Annotated in this window: 11 protein-coding genes; 6 read left to right on the top strand and 5 right to left on the bottom strand. The window is 61.9% G+C overall.

Annotated features, from left to right (window positions below):
- The first annotated feature begins 167 nt into the window (after positions 1–167).
- On the top strand, positions 168–1,196 hold the full coding sequence (locus BLW80_RS04235) for an ABC transporter substrate-binding protein (protein WP_093756928.1): 1,029 nt from the start codon (positions 168–170) through the stop codon (positions 1,194–1,196).
- Positions 1,193–3,886, top strand: a complete 2,694-nt coding sequence (locus BLW80_RS04230; RefSeq protein WP_093756927.1) for a hybrid sensor histidine kinase/response regulator — start codon at positions 1,193–1,195, stop codon at positions 3,884–3,886. Before BLW80_RS04235 ends, BLW80_RS04230 begins: the two co-directional genes overlap by 4 nt.
- On the opposite strand, the gene BLW80_RS04225 is transcribed toward BLW80_RS04230, so the two are convergent.
- Positions 3,883–4,623 carry a response regulator transcription factor gene (locus tag BLW80_RS04225; protein WP_093756926.1) on the bottom strand — a complete coding sequence of 247 codons (741 nt, stop codon included), beginning with the start codon at positions 4,621–4,623 and terminating at the stop codon, positions 3,883–3,885. The two genes, BLW80_RS04230 and BLW80_RS04225, sit on opposite strands and share 4 nt — an antisense overlap.
- 77 nt (positions 4,624–4,700) lie before the next feature.
- Positions 4,701–6,284, bottom strand: coding sequence for a ShlB/FhaC/HecB family hemolysin secretion/activation protein (locus tag BLW80_RS04220; RefSeq protein WP_170849570.1), 1,584 nt, complete (start codon positions 6,282–6,284; stop codon positions 4,701–4,703).
- A 513-nt stretch (positions 6,285–6,797) separates the two neighbouring features.
- Between BLW80_RS04220 and BLW80_RS04215 the strand changes: the two genes are divergently transcribed.
- From BLW80_RS04215 to BLW80_RS04205, 3 genes are all read left to right on the top strand, one after another.
- The gene (locus tag BLW80_RS04215) at positions 6,798–7,451 is read left to right on the top strand and encodes a hypothetical protein (RefSeq protein WP_093756924.1); all 654 of its coding nucleotides are present in this window, start codon (positions 6,798–6,800) and stop codon (positions 7,449–7,451) included.
- Between the two features lie 67 nt (positions 7,452–7,518).
- Positions 7,519–14,634 carry an MBG domain-containing protein gene (locus BLW80_RS04210; RefSeq protein ID WP_093756923.1) on the top strand — a complete coding sequence of 2,372 codons (7,116 nt, stop codon included), beginning with the start codon at positions 7,519–7,521 and terminating at the stop codon, positions 14,632–14,634.
- Positions 14,635–14,706: 72 nt separating this feature from the next.
- Positions 14,707–14,889 carry a helix-turn-helix domain-containing protein gene (locus tag BLW80_RS04205; protein WP_093756922.1) on the top strand — a complete coding sequence of 61 codons (183 nt, stop codon included), beginning with the start codon at positions 14,707–14,709 and terminating at the stop codon, positions 14,887–14,889.
- A 261-nt stretch (positions 14,890–15,150) separates the two neighbouring features.
- On the opposite strand, the gene BLW80_RS04200 is transcribed toward BLW80_RS04205, so the two are convergent.
- The 3 genes from BLW80_RS04200 to BLW80_RS04190 all read right to left on the bottom strand — a co-directional run bounded on the left by BLW80_RS04200 (position 15,151) and on the right by BLW80_RS04190 (position 18,251).
- The gene (locus BLW80_RS04200) at positions 15,151–16,074 is read right to left on the bottom strand and encodes an HpcH/HpaI aldolase/citrate lyase family protein (RefSeq protein WP_093756921.1); all 924 of its coding nucleotides are present in this window, start codon (positions 16,072–16,074) and stop codon (positions 15,151–15,153) included.
- Positions 16,071–17,237, bottom strand: coding sequence for a CaiB/BaiF CoA transferase family protein (locus tag BLW80_RS04195; protein ID WP_093756920.1), 1,167 nt, complete (start codon positions 17,235–17,237; stop codon positions 16,071–16,073). Before BLW80_RS04195 ends, BLW80_RS04200 begins: the two co-directional genes overlap by 4 nt.
- Positions 17,238–17,339: 102 nt before the next feature.
- The gene (locus BLW80_RS04190) at positions 17,340–18,251 is read right to left on the bottom strand and encodes a LysR substrate-binding domain-containing protein (protein WP_093756919.1); all 912 of its coding nucleotides are present in this window, start codon (positions 18,249–18,251) and stop codon (positions 17,340–17,342) included.
- A gap of 209 nt (positions 18,252–18,460) precedes the next feature.
- On the opposite strand from BLW80_RS04190, the gene BLW80_RS04185 reads away from it, so the two are divergent.
- Positions 18,461–19,423: a Bug family tripartite tricarboxylate transporter substrate binding protein gene (locus BLW80_RS04185; protein ID WP_093756918.1), complete on the top strand. Its 963-nt coding sequence runs from the start codon at positions 18,461–18,463 to the stop codon at positions 19,421–19,423.
- Positions 19,424–19,625 lie beyond the last annotated feature (202 nt).

Below are 19,625 nucleotides of genomic sequence, written 5' to 3'. Positions count from 1 at the left end.
GGGATAGAGGGCGGGCCGCCCCTGCCAAGAGCTCGGCGGCGAGCGAACCCGACCTGCTTTGATCGTTCTCGCTCAGATCGTCCATTTCGGGTATTTGAGAAAAGTGAGTACTTGGACGTCCGCTCCCCGCGGGGACAACGTCTCGCTGTTGTAATGGGAAATTCCTCATGCGGAAGACTATGGCGCTCGATCGACGAAGTGTTCTTGCGTTTGCTGCGATCTTGGCCCTGCCGCGCCTTGCCGTCGCGCAGGTGGCGCCCGAGCGGCGGCGCGTCTCATTCCTGCTGAGCACCGCCTATGACGAGCCTATGACCGTTGCGCGCCTGGCAGCGATGAAGGTCCGACTTGGCGAGCTTGGATGGGTCGATGGGCGCGTGATCGAGTATGAAGCGCTGTCGTGTCTGAACGATCCGGTCCAACGCAAGGCGATGGCCAAGCAGATCGTGGCGCGGACGCCGGATCTCATCATCACGGGTGGTGTGCTCGATGCGCAGGCCATTCTGAACGAGACCCAGACCATTCCGCTCGTCTTCTCGACGGCCGCGGATCCGGTCAGCAGCGGATTTGTGCAGAGCCTGGTGCGCCCTGGGGGAAATGCCACGGGCTTCACGACCAGCCATCCATCGATGGGCAGCAAATGGCTGGAGATCCTTTTGGAGCTTGCACCTCGCGTCAAGCGCGTCGGTGTGATCTTCAATCCGCTCTCCGCGCCGCGCAATGGCGACTACTATCTCGATCCGTTGAGGGAGATGGCGTCATCTTTCGGCGTTGACATCATCCCGCTTCCGATTTCGGATCCGGACAACATATCCGCGCAGATTGCCCGGCTCGGCGGTGCACCGGCCGGCGGACTTGTCGTGACACCGGATGCGTTCACCGTCCTCAACCGCAAGGCGATCGTATCCGCTGTAGCGGCAAATGCGGTCCCGGCGGTCTATTCCTATCACTTCTTCATGAGTGAAGGTGGCCTGGTCTCCTATGGATTCAAGTATGAATCGGCGGCGTCGGAGCGCTCGGAGCTAGTGGAGGCGATGGTCGAATATATCGACCTGATCTTGCGCGGCGCCAAGCCCGCGGAGCTGCCAGTGCGATCGCCGCGCACCTATCAGCTGATCATCAATCTCAAGACCGCGAGGTCACTGAACCTGACGGTGCCGCCGGTGCTGCTGGCCCGCGCCGACAAGATCATAGAATGAGTGTGATCGGCGCCGATCGCGATGCACGACCGCCGGTGCGCGGCGGTCTGTTCCGCAAGTACCTCGTGTCCTTTCTGGTGGTCGTTTCGGCGGCGCTGATCGCCAATAATGTGATCGACGCGATATTCTCCTATCGCGAGCAGCAGCGCCTGCTGATCGCTGTGCAGCGCGAGCAGGCCAGCGCCGCGGCGGACAAGATCGATCAGTTCCTCAAGGAGATCGAGCGGCAGCTCGTCTGGTTATCCCAGCTCTCGCTGCAGATGCTTCCGCCGGAGGAAATGCGCATAACCGGCATTCGCCTGCTGCGCCTGACGCCGGCGATCTCCGAAATCGCCCAACTCGATCCGCAAGGTCGCGAGCAATTGCGCGTGTCGCGCTATGTGCGTGACATGGTCCGCAGCAATACGGACCTTTCGCAGTCTCCCGCATTCGTCGATGCGAAGGCACGCGGCATCTATTACGGGCCGATCTTCTTCTTCCGCGAGACCGAGCCGTATATCACGGTTGCCGTGAGCGGCGCGGATGGCGGCGTGATCATCGCCGATGTCAATCTGCGCTTCATGTGGGATCTCGTCTCGCAGATCAAGGTCGGCAATGAGGGCAATGCCTTCGTCGTCGATACGAGGGGGCGTCTGATTGCCCATCCCGATCTCCGCCTCGTGCTCAAGAACACCGACTTGTCGGGGCTTTCGCAGGTTGCGTCCGCGCTCGCGGGAAGCGCAGGCAGCGATGCGGATTCCGTCGTCACCGATCTGGCGGGAAAACGCGTTCTTTCGGTTCACACATCCATCGCGCCGGTCGGCTGGAAGGTGTTCGTTGAACTGCCAACTCACGAAGCCTATGCGTCGCTCTACGCGTCGATGCTCAATTCGGCGCTGCTGCTGCTTGTCTCGCTGTTCTGTGCGTTTATCGCGGCGCTGTTGCTCAGCCGTCGTATGGCCGATCCGATCCGTGCGTTGACGGAAGGTGCAGAACGCATCGGAAGCGGCGATCTCGATCAGAAACTCGTCATTCGGACGGGCGATGAACTGCAGACTTTGGGTGAGCAGTTCAACCGGATGGCAGAGCGCCTGCGGGAGTCATATCTGACCCTTGAAGGACGGGTTGTGGCGCGGACGACCGAGCTCGCGCAGGCGCGCGATCAAGCGATCGAGGAACGGGCAGAAGCGCATCACGCGCGACAGGCGGCCGAACTGGCCAATGAAACCAAGTCGCGCTTCCTCGCGGTCGTCAGTCATGAACTGCGGACTCCGCTCAACGGCGTGATAGGCGTGCTGCAATTGCTCGATAATAGCCGCCTGGACGAGCGTCAGATCCGCTTGCTCACGGCCGCCAAGGTCTCGGGCGATACTCTGCTCGCACTGATCGAATCGATTCTCGACTATGCCCGCCTCGAAGCAGGCGCCGACAAGCTCGAATTCCGCAGTTTTCGCCTGGATCAACTGATCGAAGCAGATCTGGATCTGTTGAGGGAGGAGGCGGAGGCGAAGGGATTGACGTTGAGCCTGTCGATGCGAGGCGATGTGGCCGTGGATGTCGCCGGCGACCCGATCAAGCTGAATCGATTGGTGCTCAATTTACTCGGCAACGCTGTCAAATTCACCGCGCGAGGTAGCGTCCAGGTCGATCTCGCATTCGATACACTGGATGCTCCCGGCATGCTCCATCTGTCGGTTACGGATACGGGTATCGGAATCGCGCCGGATATTCAGGAGCGCATCTTCGAAGACTTCGTGCAGGCTGACAGCGATATCGAGCGTCGGTTCGGCGGGACGGGGCTTGGCCTCGCCATTTCCCGCCGGTTGGCGCGGCTGATGGCCGGCAATCTCTCGGTCCGCAGCGAACTCGGCAAGGGAAGCACGTTTACTCTGTCCATTCCCCTCGATCGGGCGCAACTGGTGCCGGCCGTTGTCGAGACGAGACCTCCGGCGACGAAGCTGTCCGTGCTGCTCGTCGATGACGATCCGGTCAATCGCGACGTGGGGCATGCCCTCCTTGTTCGTCTCGGTCACGAGCCAGTCGTAGCATCGAGTGGGGCCATGGCTCTGGAGCTCGTTCGCTCAGGTGCCTTCGACGTCGTACTCATGGATGTGCATATGCCGGAGATGGACGGCATTGCCACGGCCAGGCTCATTCGGAAACTGCAGCTTGATCGATCGCCACGGATTATCGCACTGACAGCCGACTTGTCGGATCGCACACAGGGACGGCTCACTGCCAATGGCATCCGCGCGCGCGTCGGCAAGCCGATCACGCTACAGGCGCTGCAATCAGCCTTGCAGGCGGGTGTCGACGATCTGCCAGGCGCCCCGGTTGGTGCGTCCGAGCTAACCGCTGGTTCTCTCATCGATGACGATTTCTTTAACGATCAGGAAGAACTGCTAGGGGTGCCCCGGTTGCGTGGTCTGCGCACCATCTTCCTTGACACCTGCCTTCCGCTGACGCGGAGCATGGTGGAAGCGGCCAGCATGGGGGATCGGCATCACATGCAACGCCTGGCGCATCGGATCGGCAGTGCGGCCAGTGCGCTCGGTCTCGAACGTCTGTTCTTCCAATGCAACGGGATCGAGGCTGATGCGGCGCGATTGCCGGCAGATGCGCTTGAAGCTGTTGCCGTCCAGCTGGAGGCAACCTGCCGTGAATCTATCGCTGCGCTCAATGAACGGTTGCGAGAGTCCGAACAGGCCTAGCGCTTTGATTCGAGCATGAGTTTGTAACCTATGCCCGTCACGGTCGTGATCAGGGGCTGGTTGCTGCCGCTGGCGAGTTTGCGTCGGAGTCTGGCAACGAGGGCGTCGACGGTACGTATATCGACATCGGTCTGCCGATTGCTGACGACTTCGATCAGATACTCCCGGCTGAGCGGCCTGCCGTCGGCGCCGACCAGCGCTGCGAGCAGATCAAATTCGGCGCGCGTGAGATGCACCAGCTCGCCGCCGAGCGTGGACAGTTCGCGTCGCACGAGATCGATGATCCAGCGTCCGAAGACGATCGTGGTGCCGGCGGTCGCGGCGTCACGCTCGATCGCGCGGCGCCTGAGGACCGAGCGAGCGCGCGCGAGCAGGTCGCGCAGGTTAATCGGCTTCGTGACGTAGTGATCGCCAGCCACCTCGAGGCCAAGGATCCGATCAACTTCGGTATCGCGGCGCGTGACGAATATGATGCCGGCCTGGCTTACGCTCTGGATCTCTCTCGCGAGTTCGAACCCATCGCCGTCCGGAAGCTGAACGTCGATGAAAACGAGCTCGGCGCCGTTCTTCCTGATCTTCTGACGGCACTCAGCGCAATTTGCCGCTTCGGCGACGTCAAAGTTGTGATCGGTGAAGTAACCGGCCAGCATGGCCCGCGTCACGGGGTCGTCCTCGACGATCAGGAGCCGGTCGCGGCGCTGCGAATCTCGGTTAAATGAAGGGACCGGCGCCGACATCTTGTGCTCCTGCCGTATCAATGGAATGGCATCTGACCGAAAGCAAGTGATCTGTCCGTTGTTGCCATCTCTGGAGTCTAGTAGCGGATCGAGCCGCCGGCGAACACCATCCAGCCGTCGAGGCTGGAAGCGCTGGCGCGTCGTTCGCTCAGCTCCACGAAGCCGGACAGCGACGGGGCGTCGGGTGCCTGCGGCGCGAGCTGGAAGCGCATACCGCCACCATAGTTGTTCGCGCGAATGACGGGGATTTCCAATACGGTCGGCATTTCATAGCGGCGCTCGCCAGTAGCTGCAAAGACGTAAGGTACGATTGCATGCGGTTCGGCGATGAACGGGAGCTGGGTGCTCCAGCCGAACTCTCCGCGTCCCACCCAGCCTGTATCGCCGGCGAGCGTGCCGGCGGCGAAGCCGGACAGCATGTTGGTGCCAATGATCGGAAACTGCTCGGATGTGAGCATCGGGCGACCGAATGATGTCTGGCCTGCGAGTCCTGCCGAGAGAAACAGATTCTCGGGAAGCGTTTGCATGACGTCGATGCGACCGTCGAGCTTGCTGAATTCGGCGTCTGCGCCTTGCCGCGAAAGTGGGAGCAACGGCGTTGCATCGGCTATGGAGCGGGCCCCAAGCGCATTGATGCCGTGAGAATAGGTTGCCGTGTAGCTGAGGGTGGTTCCGCTTTCGCGTAGTCGCAGGATGCCGTCGAGGCCGACGCGTGGCACGCGCGTACGGTCAAGCGATAGCGGCGTGGCCGGTGTCGTAATCAGCGTGCTGACCTGTTCATCTGTGAGATCAAATCGCGCATTGAAGCTCAGTTCGGTGTCGCGGCGTTTGACAATATCGTAGGCGAGTTTTGCGCGCCCTTGCCGGAAAACACCCTGTGATGCGAATATCGCATCAACCCGCGGGGTCGTGCGACCATCGGTGACGCCGAGTTCGAACCGCCAGCCGTCGATACCGAGTGGGACGGCGAGGTTTGCACCGAGATAGCGGCGCGTAGGATAGGGCGTCACGAAATCATTGTCGGGCAGTCCGGCGATGGAGATCGAGATCTGTTCGCCAAATCCCGTCAGATTGTTGAGCGAGAAATACGTTGCCGCCTGCCACTCGCCAAAGGATTTGGGCATGCCATTGTCGAGATAGAGGCTCGCCGAGACTGGCCTGTACCGGCCGCTAAGCACCAGAACAGAGCTGCCGACGGCCGAGCCGGAAGCAAAAGTGGCATTGAGAACGAGACCCGGTGTATCGCCCGCAATCAGCAATTGCCGTTCGAGTTCGCTCTGCGTGAGGCGTCGCTTGTTGAGCAACGGCGCCAGCACGGCTGCAACGCGAGCAGCCGATGTTCCGGACAGGGTGCTGGTATCGAATTTCTCGACATAGCCGTCAATGACGCGCAGCTTTACACGTGCGCGCCGATCAAGTTCCTGGGGCAGGATGACGACGCGCACGAGCGGGTAGCCTGCGCGCACATAGGCTTGCTGCAACTTGTCGGCAAGGCCGAACAGATCTGCGACCGTAACGGACCTTCCCAGCAGCGTCGCCGCGGCTTCTTTTCTCGCTATGGCGATCTCATCAAATTCGCCTTCGATGTCGATCCCGGTTAGGATGAAAGTCAGCTTTTTGGCAGCGTCCGGCACGGTTGAGCCGGCGGCGATTTGCGGCAAGGTAATACGAGTCGATGCGGGCGGCGTGGCAATCGTGGGTGGTTGTACGAGGCTTGGTGCGGGAGCGGGGGATTGAGCGAGCGCGCCGCTGCACGGCGATCCCAAGGCGATTGCGATCAACGCCAAGGATTTCTTTGTCGAACGAATAGACATCAAGACAGCCCCAGAACTTCCCACGTGCAGTGCGCATGCATCCGTCGGTCATGCGCAATCCGACGACTGGCATCGTCAGGCTGCAGCGACGCGGCGCATATATGCATGGATAGTTTGGGCATGCATCAACCATAACGGTCGTTGATGGCCGATGTGAACGAGCGTTCACACGGTGTTCGAAACTGATTGCATCCAGCCCCTAATAAGACGCTGGTATCATGGGCATCGGCCGCGTTTGCGCAGCCCGGGGCGGTTCTGCGCTCAACCAATGCAATTGATCGCTTAGGAGTTGAGCAGGTGAGAGATCGTTTCGGCACTTCCATTCGTTGTGATTCCGCTTCGCATGCGCTCAAGCGCGCGATGGCACGGTTGATCCTCGTTGCCGCGATTGTCGCGGGCGTGGTCGATGTTTTGCCGGCCCGGGCGCAGCAGGAAGCACCGAAATATGAAGTCACCGGATTCCGCGATGCCCGTTTCGGCATGACGGAGGCGGAGGTGCGGGCCATCGTGACGAAGGCATTCAATGTCAAGGGGACCGACATCGCGAGCAGCGTGAACAGCATCGAGGGCACGGATGTCCTGACCGTCGCTGTGCCGTCGCTCGATCCTGGTCCGGGCGCTGCACGGGTCGCCTACATCTTCGGCAACAAGTCGAAGAAGCTCATTCAGGTCAATGTCGTCTGGGGCGAGGTCGCCTCCACGCCGCCGGTCGATCCCAATGCGATGATCACTGCCGGCACGCGTCTTGAGCGCTATCTCGCAGGCTTTGTCTGGAAGAAGGACACGCTCCGCTCCGGCATTCCCGTTGGCGACAATACGATTGTGCTGTTCGCCGGCGAGGATGAGAAGAAGGGGGCGGTCCGGCTGATCGCCGATGGCGTCAAATACCAGATGCAGCGCGAAGGCAATCAGACCACGTCGCCGGACCCGAAGGGGCCGCCGAAGCTGATCATCAACTACATCGCTGAACGCGACGATCCCGACATTGCGCGGATCGAGCGCGGCAAATTCTAAACAGGGCAGACAAGACGACCTCGGGAGCGCCGGTCAACGGCGCCCGTGCAGGTGACAGGAGCTGGGCATGACACAGACATATGACGTGACGCCGATCCGCGGCAGCGTGAGGGCGGCTTTCGCACCGCTGGTGTTCGGCTGCGTGGTGTTCAGTGGCAGCATTGCACTGGCGCAGACGCTGCCGGGCGGAGGCACCGTGACCCATGGCGCCGCGAGTATCGCCGCGCCGTCGAACGGGACGCTGAACGTCAACCAATCCTCGAACAGCGCCATCATCAACTGGAATTCGTTCTCGATCGGTGCCGGTGGCACCGTCAACTTCAACCAGCCGAGCGCGGCGGCTGCCACCCTCAACCGCGTTACGGGTACCACGCCCTCCAGCATCGCCGGCACGATCAACGCGCCCGGCACCGTGCTGCTGGTTAATCCGAACGGTATCGCGATCACTAATACGGGTGTCGTCAATACTGGCTCTTTCGCGGCCTCAACGCTCGACATCAGGAACGAGGACTTCCTATCGGGCAAATACAAGTTTACCGGTAACGGCTCCTCGGCTGTTGTCACCAATGCCGGCCGCATCAACGTGTCCGACGGCGGCTTCGCAGCGTTGCTCGGTGGCCGCGTCGCCAATGACGGCGTCATTTCGGCGCGGCTCGGCAAGGTCGGTCTCGGCTCCGGCGAGATGATTACGCTCGATCTGTCCGGCGACGGCTTCCTGTCGGTCGCTGTACCGTCCAACCAGCTTGGCAATCTCGTCGATGGCACCGGCAAGGCGCTGGTGACCAATAGCGGAAAGATCCGTGCCGATGGCGGACAGGTGTTCCTCAGCGCCGCCACGGCGAACAACATCCTGCGCGATGCGGTGAACGTCCCGGGCACGATCCGCGCCAATTCGGTCGGCACCCGCGCCGGGCGCATCGTGCTCGGTGGCGGCGAGGGTGGCCGCGTCAACGTGTCCGGCCGTGTCACGGCGACCGGCAAGTCGCGCAATCAGGTGGCTGCCAAAAAGACAGGCGGCCAGATCGACATCAGCGGCGCCGAGATCGCGCTGGCCGGTGCGCGCATCGACGCGTCGGGCGCGGCCGGCGGCGGCGGCGTTCGCATCGGTGGCGATGCCTATGGTCGCGGCGATTTCCAGCATGCCGTCAAGGTCACGGCGGATTCGGCGACGGTGATCCGCGCCGACGCGCTGGACAGCGGCAAGGGCGGCAAGATCGTGCTGTGGTCGGACGGTCTCACCAGCGTGCGCAGTACGTTGTCGGCGCGCGGCGGTGTCAATGGCGGCGACGGCGGCCTCATTGAGACCTCGGGCAAGCAGCTTGATTTCGCTGGCATCCGCGTCGATGCGTCAGCGCCGAAGGGCCGCACCGGCGACTGGCTGCTCGATCCGGTCACACTGACCATCGATTCCGCGGCGGCGGCGACCATCGGCGCCAATCTCGGCGCGGCCAATGTCACGCTGATCACCACGGCATCGTCCGCGAGCGGCCCGGGCAACCAGACGCAGGGCGCCGGCGATATCATCATCAATGCGCCGATCTCCTGGACATCGGCCAATACGCTGTATCTCAATGCCTATCGCGACATCCAGATCAACGGCACGATATCCGGCCGCAACGGGACGCTGTGGCTGACGTCGCCCGGCAGCATCTCGCAGACCGCGCCGATCATGGTGTCTAACCTGGTGCTCCCGATGACGTTCACGTCGGTATCACTGACCAGCGCCGGTAATGTCGTCGGCCGGCTGTCGAGCGATACAGCGAGTGTGGGCTGGGGGAACGAAGACCCACAGCCGTTTACTCCCGGTTCGGTGGCATTCACCAACAACGGCAATCTGGTAACCGGCGACCTCATTGGGCGCGATATATCGCTGGTGATCGGCGGCTCGCTCACTTTCGAAGGCAGCATTCGCGCAACAGGGACGGCGGCCTCGACCTCGACATCGATCGTGGCGTCGGGCGACGTCACTGCCGGAAGGATCGGCAGCATTGTCGGCGGCAATATATCGATCACGTCGGGTGGTGCGATCACCACCAACTCGCTGGGCTCGTTCGACACGATCAATCTGCGGTCGGCCGGAAATATCCAGATCAACGATCACATTTCCAACTTCAACAGTGCGCTGACTTCGGTGACGCTCCGCTCCGACAACGGCCTCGTCAACTTCGCGTCCAATGCGCGGGTGAATACGGCCACGCCCGTCGAAATCTTTTACAATCCCTATGCGGCAACCGGCAGCTACGCCAATACGATCAACTATTCCAGCATCACGCAGAGCGGCTACGGCGCGACCGTGGCAGCGTATATGCTGGTGAATGATGTCTACCAATTGAAGGGAATCGAATCCAATCTCGGCGGTACCTACGCGCTGGGCCGGGACATCGATGCCAGCGTGACGTCGACCTGGACCTGTCTGAGCGGCATCTGCCGCGGCTTCGATCCGATCGGTGCGTTTGGAGATGGTCGCCCCTATCAGGGCTTCACCGGTACGCTCGATGGCCGCGGCTATGCGATCCTGAACATGTACCAACGCCGCGGCGAAGGGCAGGTCGGCGGTGGCGATGTCGGCGTGTTCTACCAGAACAATGGCACGATCCGGAATGTCGGTATCATCGGCGGTTCGTTCAGTGGCAATGCCAGCTATGTCGGTTCGATCGCCGCAGAGAACAATGGCACGCTGACGAATGTTTATTCGACGGCGAGCGTGACCAACATCGCCAGTTCGCTGGGCGCGGGCGGTCTGGTGGCACGCAATAATGGCATCATCAATGGCGGCTCCTATTCGACCGGTGCCATCCGCGGCTATGTTGTTGGCGGCATCGCCGGCTACAATTACGGTACCATCCAGGACTCCTATTCGGCCGGCTCGGTCACCGGCGCGACGGCAGGTGGCATTGCCGGCATCAATGGCGAAGGCGCCATGGTCCGCTGGACTTATTCGCTTGCCAGCGTGAACGGCACGAGCTGGACCGGCGGTCTTGTTGGCGAAAATCAATGGAGCGTGATGGGCTTCGCGTCGCTTCAAGATTCGTATTTCGCGGGCGTGGTGTCCGGCACCAATGTGGGTGGCATCGTCGGGCGCAACCAGTTCCGCGACTGGGATACGATGGAAAGCTTCAATTCCCAGCACAGCCAGTCAGCACGCATCTGGCATGTTTACTGGGATCAGGCCACGTCCGGCACCAGCCGCGCCTTCGGTCGCTCCTATCACGACATGCCCGGCGGCTGGACGTCGGAGCAGATTCAATATGTTGCTGCGCTGAACACGAATTCCGACAACAGCCCGTATTCGCTCAACTCCTACAGCAATTTCAACGACCCGAACTATCTCAATGGATACCAGGAAGGCAACTTTCACTCCCACTGGTACATGGTGGACGGCTATACGCGCCCGTTCCTGAAGGCCGAATATTCGACCAACATCCAGAACCTGCACCAGTTGCAACTGGTGAATATGAACGGTGCTGCCAGTTACAAGCTTGCGCGCGACATCAACGCGTCGGCAGAATTGTCCACCGGGATGTGGAAGGGCAACGCCTTCTCGCCGATCTCGCCGATCAGCTATAGCGGTTACACGACGAAGTACTTCATGCGCCTGCAATTTGGCGAGAATCGACCGTCCGATTCGTATGAGGTCTGGAACAATGGAGTGCGCGAGGTCTACACGACTGTTTATACGCTGGGCGAGACAGGATATTCGCAGTCGGGACAGTACGCCGACTACGCGAAAACGGCAGCCTCGTTCACCGGAACATTGGACGGCCAGGGTCACGCGATCAGAAACCTCTTCGTGAATATGACCGACGGCAATCATGCGGGCGTGTTTGCCTATCTGGCATCCGGCAGCGTGGTGAAGAATCTCGGCGTCGTCGATAGCAGGATCATAGCCGACTGGGGATCTGCCGGCTCGATCGCTGGCGTGAGCGACGGCACGATCTTCCGCTCATGGGCGTCGCGCAGCGATGACGCGAGCGGGGTCTATTCGAACTGGGCCGCCGGCGGCCTGGTCGGCTACAATCGCGGCACGATCGAAGAGTCCTACAGCACAGTCGCGGTCGAGGCTGTTGGCCAGCAGTCTGATTACGTCACCTTTGTCGGCCAAGGGGGCGGCCTCGCCGGCGTCAACGTGAACGAAAACGGCGGACCCGGGCGGATCGTCAATTCCTATGCGACGGGCCTCGTGCGCGGCAATGGCACGATCGGCGGTCTCGTCGGTACCAATGCGACCAATGACGGCACGGGCACCATCATTAATTCCTATACGACCGGGCGGCTCGACCGAGCCTGGAACTATGGGGTGCACTTTGTCGGCTCGGTCGTCGGGCGCAATGTAAGCGACAACGGGCGGACGGGAACGGTCACCAATACGTATTACGATTCCAGCGTCTCGAATCCGTCCTGGCTCAATCCCAATCGTGGCCAGACCTTCGTCGGCACCGGCCTGACCACGGCGCAGATGCAGGATCTCAACACGTTCCGCACCGTCTATACCGGCTGGGATTATCGCAACGTCTGGATCCCGTCGAACAGCGCGGGCCAGTCGGACGGCGTCGCGCGCTATCCGGAATTCTACTGGGCCAATCACGTCGCCGTCGTCGAGACATCGAATGCCACGCGCATGTATGGCGATGCCAATACGACGCTGGCGGCGATGATCTACGGCCTCAAAAACTACGATACGCCGAACAAGATTCCGCTTGCCCTGAGCACTACCGCCAATCAGTCGTCGGGCGTCGGTACCTATGCCGTGACGGCGGGGATGACCGTCCTGCCGCCGCAGGCTGTCGGCGCTGGTGCCCCGAGCCAGGGCGGGTTTGGACCGCAATATCTCGGCATGCGGATCAACAACGGGAACGACATCCTGTGGGATCGGAATTCGACCGCGCAGCAGATCGCGGATCGCATCAATCAGTTCACCTCGCAGAACGGCGTATCCGCCACGGTCAACGGCAATGGTGCGATCGTTCTTACCGGTACGTCGGACTTCTTCCTGGTTCCGATGGGCGTGACTATTGGCGATGGCGTGGCATGGCTGCGCATGACGCCGTATGTGACCAACCGTCCTACCCAGCTCCAGCCCGTCAGCAATGACGGATCGACCTATCGCATCGTCAATCTGCCGAGCGGGCAACTGACGGTGACGCAGCGTGCGATCACGGTGGCGGCCGATGCCGGTCAGGGCAAGACCTATGGCGACACAGGTTCCGCCCTCACCTGGCAGGTGACCAGTGGATCGTTGGTGAATGGCGACAGTCTCACCGGCACGATCGGCCGCGCCGCGGGCGAGAATGCCCGCAACTATGCCATCAATCAGGGCTCGCTCGCCGCATCCTCGAACTATCGGGTGAGTTTCGTCGGGAACGATTACAGCATCGCCAAGCGCACCGTGACGCTGTCGCTCACCGGCACGGTGGAGAAGCAGTATGACGGCACCAACACCGCCGCGCTCGGCACCAACAATTTCACGCTGAGCAATGTGGTGGTGGGCGATTCCGGCCTGCTGTCGGTGACGAACCTGCCGACCTCGGGCACCTATGACAATGCCAATGCTGGAAGCGGCAAGACCGTCTCGTTCAATCTCGGTTCCGGCGGCCTCACCGGCAGCGCGGCCGGCAACTACACGCTGGTCGTCAACAATAGCCGCAATATCGGTAACATCACCAAGGCGGCGCTGACCATCACGGCGAACGACCAGTCCAAGACCTATGGCGATACGCTCGCCCTCGGCAGCAGCGGTTACAGCATCGGCGGCACGCTTTATGGCACCGACCGCGTGACCGGCGTGACGCTGGCGAGCCTCGGCGCGGATGCATTGGCGAATGTGACGGGCGCGCCCTACGGGATCACGGCCAGCAATGCGCTCGGCAATGGCCTCGGCAATTACACAATCAGCTATGCCGGCGGTTTGCTGTCGGTCACTGCGGCGGACATCATCGTGTCGGCGAATGGTGGCAGCTCGGTCTATGGCCAGTCGCCGTCCAATCCGGGCCTCTCGGCGAATGGTTTGAAGAACGGTCAGGATGTCGATGCCCTGACCGGCCTGAGCAACTCGTTCGGCATCCTGCCGACGACGGGCGTGGCTGGCGGTCCGTATACGCTCAGCGTGGCGGGAGCACTGACCAATGCGAATTATCGCGTGGCGGCGCGCAACGACGCCAGCTGGACCGTCACACCGGCGTCTATCGTGGTCTCGGCCAATGGCGGCACATCGGTCTATGGCAGCTCGCCGCTCAATCCTGGTCTGTCGGCCACCGGCTTGCAGAATAACGAGGGCGTCGACGTTCTTGCGGGCCTTCGCAACTCGTTCGGCATTACCGCGACCAGCGGCGTGGCACATGGGCCATATGCGCTCAGCGTGCTCGGCACGCTGGCCAATCCAAACTATCAGGTCTCCGCGTTCAATCCGGGTAGCTGGACCGTCACGCCAGCCTCCATTGTTGTCACGGCCAATGGCGGCACATCGGTCTATGGCAGTTCGCCGCTCAATCCCGGCCTGTCGGCCATCGGTTTGCAGAACGGTCAGGGGATTGAGGTTTTGACCGGGCTCGTCAATTCGTTCGGCATCACCGGCCGGACCGGCGTCGCGGGCAATCCCTATTTGCTCGACGTAGCCGGAACGCTGACCAATCCGAACTATGCGATCTCGGCCCGCAACAGTGGCGTCTGGATCGTGACGGCCGCGCCGCTGACAGTCACCGCAGATCCCCAGAGCAAGATGTTCGCAGAGCTTGATCCGGCGCTGACCTATCGTCTCACCGGCGGCACGCTGTTCAACGGCGACCGCTTCTCCGGCTCGCTGGAGCGCGCGCTGGGTGATGTGGTGGGCGACTATGCCATTCGGCTAGGCTCGCTCGGCGTTTCGCCGAACTATGCGCTGAGCTATGTCGGGGCGGTTTTCACAATCAAGTCGTTCAACGTCTCACTCGCGCCACCCCCCGGTCAGATCGCCGTGGTCAACCCGGCCGCGCCAACGGCCAATACGATGTCGCCGTCTCCTGTCGGCAGTGCGAGGTCCTCCTTCGATAGCCTCTTCCAGGAGCCGCCGAGATCGCCGGCTCCAACCGGAATCGTCGCCGGCAGTGCTGGCGGGAGAACCAACACCAACGGATCGTCCAATGATGACGTGACGAACTCCATCGGTGGTGAGCGACGCGACGAGAGAAAACGGAGGAACGGTCGGTGAAACGACTCTCGCCGGCAGCTCCGCGTTCTCTGAACTGCTCTCAAATCAACGAATAATTGTGATGAGAGACGTGTGCTGAAAGAAAGGATTGGAACTCTTGGCGCCGCGCGATCGCTCTTAGCTCACGCCAAGCTTAAAAGCACTAGAGTTGCCTATGCGTGCGGATACGACAGCATCGCAACATTCTATCGCGTGTTCCGAAATGCGACGGCGATGACGCCCAACGACTGGCGTGCGATGCATCGCAAGATCTAACCCGCAGTTGCTTCAAGAACGATCGTGCCATGGGATGACCGCTTCTGGTGCAAAGTCGTCATTCGATCCCTTTGCGATTCCATGAGGGGAGGGTCGGGGATGCGCATATGACTCGCATTCCGCCGGCCTAGTACGCGAGATGATGCCGTGTCTGATCGTGCCGCTGTCAATTCTCATCCTCAGCGAGTTGTTGCAAGCCATCCAACGATGCAGCAACGTGTGCTTGCGAGAAGCAAGCGCCAGCGGACGGGGCCTGGTCCTTTATGACGCAAAGCGAAGGATGCGCTCGGCCATTCTCACATTGGCGAGATCGAGCATCCGGCCGTCCAGTGTCACGGCGCCGTGCCCGTCCCGTTCGGCGGTGCGCATCGCTTCGATGACGCGTTTCGCCGAGGCGATGTCGCTGACTGACGGGACGAATGCGGACCGCGTCGGCTCGATCTGGTCGGGATGGATCACCTGCTTGCCGTCATAGCCCATGCTTGCCGCCTTGACGGCGGAGCCGAGCGTGCCTTGGTGGTCCCGGAATGCGCCAAAAGGCCCGTCGATCGCCCTCAGCTGGAAGGCGCGCGCCGCAATCAGAATCCGCATCATTGGATAGGCGAAGAGGTCGAGCGCTGTTTCCCGGTGCTCCTCTGCTGCGGAGGCGACGTGCCTGTAGCCGCGCGGGGACAATCCGATCTCGTCGCTGCGCGCGCCGATCGAGGCGCTGAAATCGCCGACACCGAAATGCAGCGCGGTGACCGTCGCATGCGCAGCGGCGAGGGCATCGACATTGACCACGCCGAGCGCGGTTTCGATCAGGAGCTCAAGCTCCAGCGGATGGTTTCGGTCGCCGCGATGCTGCGACAGCCGCTCGCCGATGCCGATCACATCGGTCACGCGTTCCGCTTTCGGCAGCAAGACGGCGTCCAGTCTTGCGAGGCCGGACAGTTTTTCGACTTCCTCCGCGATGGACGGGCTGTCGATCGCATTGATGCGAACCGTGACGGTCTTCTGCCCCCAGTCCAGCCGCGTGATGGCATCGATCGCCGTCCGCAAGGCGGCGTTCTTTTCGCCGACGGGGACAGCGTCTTCGAGATCGAGAAACACGGCGTCCGCCGCAGATCCCGCGGCGCGCTCGACCATGCGTTCGCGATGCGCCGGTACGGCAAGATAGGTCCGCGTCAGTCGAGGGGCGCTCATAAGCGGGCTCGTTCTCGGAGTTCAGAGAGGATCGCGTCGGTGTGCTGCCCGACCGCGGGGACCGGACCCATCTGCGGCGTCAGGCCGGGGATCGTGATGGCCGGGAGATAGCTGGTGACAGCACCGTTCGGCGTTTCAACATCGACGACGCGATGGCGGCTGTGCAGTTGCGGGTGATCGAGAAATTCCTCGACGCTGTTGAGGCGCGCATTGGCGATCGAGGCCAGCTCTAACTGGGCCAGCAATTGGTCGCTGGTGGTGCCGGCAATGCGGCTTTCGATCAGACGTTCGAGCTCGTCGCGGTTGGTCATGCGATCCGGATTGGTCACGAATCGCGGATCGATGGCGAGATCGGCATCGTCCAGCACGTTCGTGCAGAGCGAGAGCCATTCGCGTTCGTTCTGGATTCCGAAAAACACCGTCTTGCCGTCGCCGGCGCGAAACGGACCGTAGGGCGCGATCGTGGCGTGGCGCATGCCGGTCCGTTTCAGCGGCTTTCCGGCGCCCGCTGTATAGAGCGAGGGATAGCTCATCCATTCGGTCATCGCATCGAACAGCGACACCTCGAAGGCGGTGCCGCGCCCGGTGCGTTCGCGCGCATAGAGCGCCATCAGAACGCCGTTCAGCACATACATGCCGGTGGCGATATCCGCGATGGCGATGGCGCCCTTGGCGGGATGGTCTTCTGAACCGTTGATCGAGAGCAGGCCGGTCTCGCATTGCACCAGCAGGTCATATGCCTTTTTGTCGCTATACGGCCCGCCCGATCCGTAGCCGGAGATGTCGCAGGCGATCAGGCGGGGAAAGCGCTCAACCAGCGCCTTGGCATCCAGCCCCAGCCGCTGCGCCGCTCCCGGCGCCAGGTTCTGCAGAAAGACGTCGGCACCGGCGAGCAGGCTTTCCAGCGCGTCGCGGTCCTGCGGCTGCTTGATGTCGAGCGCCAGGCTTTCCTTCGACCGGTTGGTCCAGACGAACTGGCTCGACATGCCGTTCAGGACGAAGTCGTAATCCCTGCAGAAATCGCCGCGTCCCGGCCGCTCGATCTTGATAACGCGGGCGCCCCAATCCGCCAGATGTCGGCTGGCCAAGGGCGCAGCAATCGCCTGTTCGAGCGATACCACGGTGACGCCCGACAGGGGCAAGGCGCGCTTTTCTTGATCCATCTGCTGTCCCGACAGTATTGCTCCGGGCACTCTTAACCGCGTCGGTGCACGCAGGGGGCATACTGGTTCGCCATTGCCGGTATAGGCTGAACCAATGGCGTGTCAGTCAGGGGCCTTGTCCCAGATCGCGGCATGTTCGCGCGCCAGTGTGCGGATGGTCTCTTCCGCGGCCAGTGCGGCCGCGGTCTGCGGAATGCCGGTGGGCAGGCAGAGACCCACTGTGCGATTGATGGCGGGGTTCGCCAGCCGTCTCGACAGGATGGGTGTTTCTGCGACCCGGGCGACCCCGGAGGAGTTGATCGTCGCGGCGGTGCCGTTGCGCACAAGTTTCATCATAACCGGCAGGGAGTCGATGTCGGACATCACATTCAGCGGCACGCCGGCTTCCGAGAACGCTTGCTCGACGAGAAGGCGCAGCCCGTTGGTTCTGTCCGGAAGGACCATCGGGACATCGGCTAGGGATGCGAGATCGCAGGTCGTCGCTTCGGGATCGCCTATATCGGGGGCGCCGAATACGGACAATTGCTCGGTAAACAGCGGCCTGACGGTCATGCCCGGCGCGTCGGAGCCGCGAAACAGGATGGCCATGTCGAGGCGGCCATTGGCCAGCAGCTCGTTGAGATAGCCGCTGAAGCTCTCGAAGAGCTGGAGCTTCACGCGGGGATGGTCGTGCCGCAGGCGCTCCACCAGCGGCACGGCGAGCACTGAAGCGATGCTGGTGGGAAGGCCGACGGCCACGGGTCCGACGGCGCCGCTACCCTCGTCAGCAATGTCGGCCGTGAGCTCCTGCATCTGCCGCAATACGATGCGGGCATGACGATACAGTTTGGCGCCCGCATCGGTCGGCTTCACGCCCGTCGCGCTCCGCAGCAGAAGCGGCACGCCCAGATCGTGCTCCATCGCGGCGATCTGCTGGCTCAGCGAGGGCTGCGACACCGCGAGCAGCACCGCAGCCTTCGACAGGCTGCCCATGTCGACCACGTTGACGAAATAGCGAAGCTGTCTCAGTTCCAAGGCATCGATCCAGTGAAGATGCGGGCAAGCTCATTTGCTTACACCGAACCGCACTTCGCTGGCCATTGCCAGCGGTGGCGATGGGGCCGGCGCCTGATCTTATACCCCTCAGAGCAACAGCCTATGGGACGGAGCCCCGGCGAGTATGCCAGAAGGACAACAAAGGCGCGCGAAGCGCTGCATCGACAAATATCAAGGGGAGGCTCCACGTGCGCCGTCTGTTTATTGCACTGCTCTGGATCGCAGCTTCGCTTACGTCTGCACGGGCGGACAACTATCCGGACCGCCCAATCACGCTAGTCGTGCCCTATGCGGCCGGTGGCACCACGGACGTGCTGGCTCGCATTCTCGCCAAGGCGCTCGGCGCCGAACTCAAACAGACAGTGATCGTCGAGAATGTCGGCGGCGCCGGCGGCACGATCGGCACCCAGCGTGTGGTTCGGGCCAAACCCGACGGCTACACGCTCAATTTCGGCAATATGGGCTCGATGGCGGCGATCGTGCCACTGTACCCGAATCTGGGCTTCGATCCGCGCAAGGACCTGACCGGCATTGGCGTGTTCGCGAATGTCCCGATGATGCTTTCAGTCAGCAAAAAGAGCGGCATCGAGAATCTGAGCCAACTGATCGAGCGCCTCAAGGTGCCGAATAACCGCATCACCTTCGGGCAATCCGGGGCGGGCTCGACCGCGCAGCTCGCCGCAGCGATGTTACTCTATCTGACGCAGACCAACGCGATGCTGGTGCCCTATCGTGGCTCGGGGCCTGCCATCCAGGATTTGATCGCTGGCAATATCGATGCGGTGATCGACCAAACCGTCACGATGATTCCGGCGCATCAGAACGGGCTGGTGCGGGCCATCGGCGTCACCGGGCCGCAGCGACTGGTGCAGGCGCCCGACGTGCCGACCTTCGTCGAAAGCAATCTGCCGAAATTCGATCTGCAAGTGTGGAATGCGCTGGCGGCCCCTGCCGGCACGCCACCCGAAGTGATCGCCAGATTGGAAGTTGCGCTCGCCAAGTCGCTCGAGAATGAAGACGTTAAGGCGCGCTTCGCCGAACTGGCGGCGCAGGCGCCATCTGCGCAAGGCCGCACGGCCTTGCAGCAACTTATCAACTCGGAGGTCGACCGCTGGTCGATCATCGTGAAGGAAGCGAAGCTCGAACCCTGACACGCGCGAGATGAATTTATCTCTCGCGAGATCGCCGCGCGGCTAGGCGGGATCGATGACTATCTCAAGGTTAAGTGTCTTTGCATGGGCGGGATCTGATTGGCACCGTTGAGCCCGAATGCGCGTCCGCGAGCAACTTAACGTCACGCTTAGGCACTAAGTTATTTTGAATTGGACAGGCTCATTGTGGCGCAGAGCGGAT

Source organism: Tardiphaga sp. OK245 (genome assembly GCF_900108575.1).
In the GTDB taxonomy this organism is placed as follows: Bacteria; Pseudomonadota; Alphaproteobacteria; order Rhizobiales; family Xanthobacteraceae; genus Tardiphaga; species Tardiphaga robiniae.
This window is presented reverse-complemented; position numbering and strand designations above follow the sequence as displayed.

Excerpts from the sequence above, each read along its gene's own strand:
- BLW80_RS04235 (WP_093756928.1), top strand. The coding sequence starts at position 168 with ATGCGGAAGACTATGGCGCTCGATCGACGAAGTGTTCTTGCGTTTGCT.
- BLW80_RS04230 (WP_093756927.1), top strand. The coding sequence starts at position 1,193 with ATGAGTGTGATCGGCGCCGATCGCGATGCACGACCGCCGGTGCGCGGC.
- BLW80_RS04225 (WP_093756926.1), bottom strand. The coding sequence starts at position 4,623 with ATGTCGGCGCCGGTCCCTTCATTTAACCGAGATTCGCAGCGCCGCGAC.
- BLW80_RS04215 (WP_093756924.1), top strand. The coding sequence starts at position 6,798 with ATGGCACGGTTGATCCTCGTTGCCGCGATTGTCGCGGGCGTGGTCGAT.
- BLW80_RS04210 (WP_093756923.1), top strand. The coding sequence starts at position 7,519 with ATGACACAGACATATGACGTGACGCCGATCCGCGGCAGCGTGAGGGCG.
- BLW80_RS04200 (WP_093756921.1), bottom strand. The coding sequence starts at position 16,074 with ATGAGCGCCCCTCGACTGACGCGGACCTATCTTGCCGTACCGGCGCAT.
- BLW80_RS04195 (WP_093756920.1), bottom strand. The coding sequence starts at position 17,237 with ATGGATCAAGAAAAGCGCGCCTTGCCCCTGTCGGGCGTCACCGTGGTA.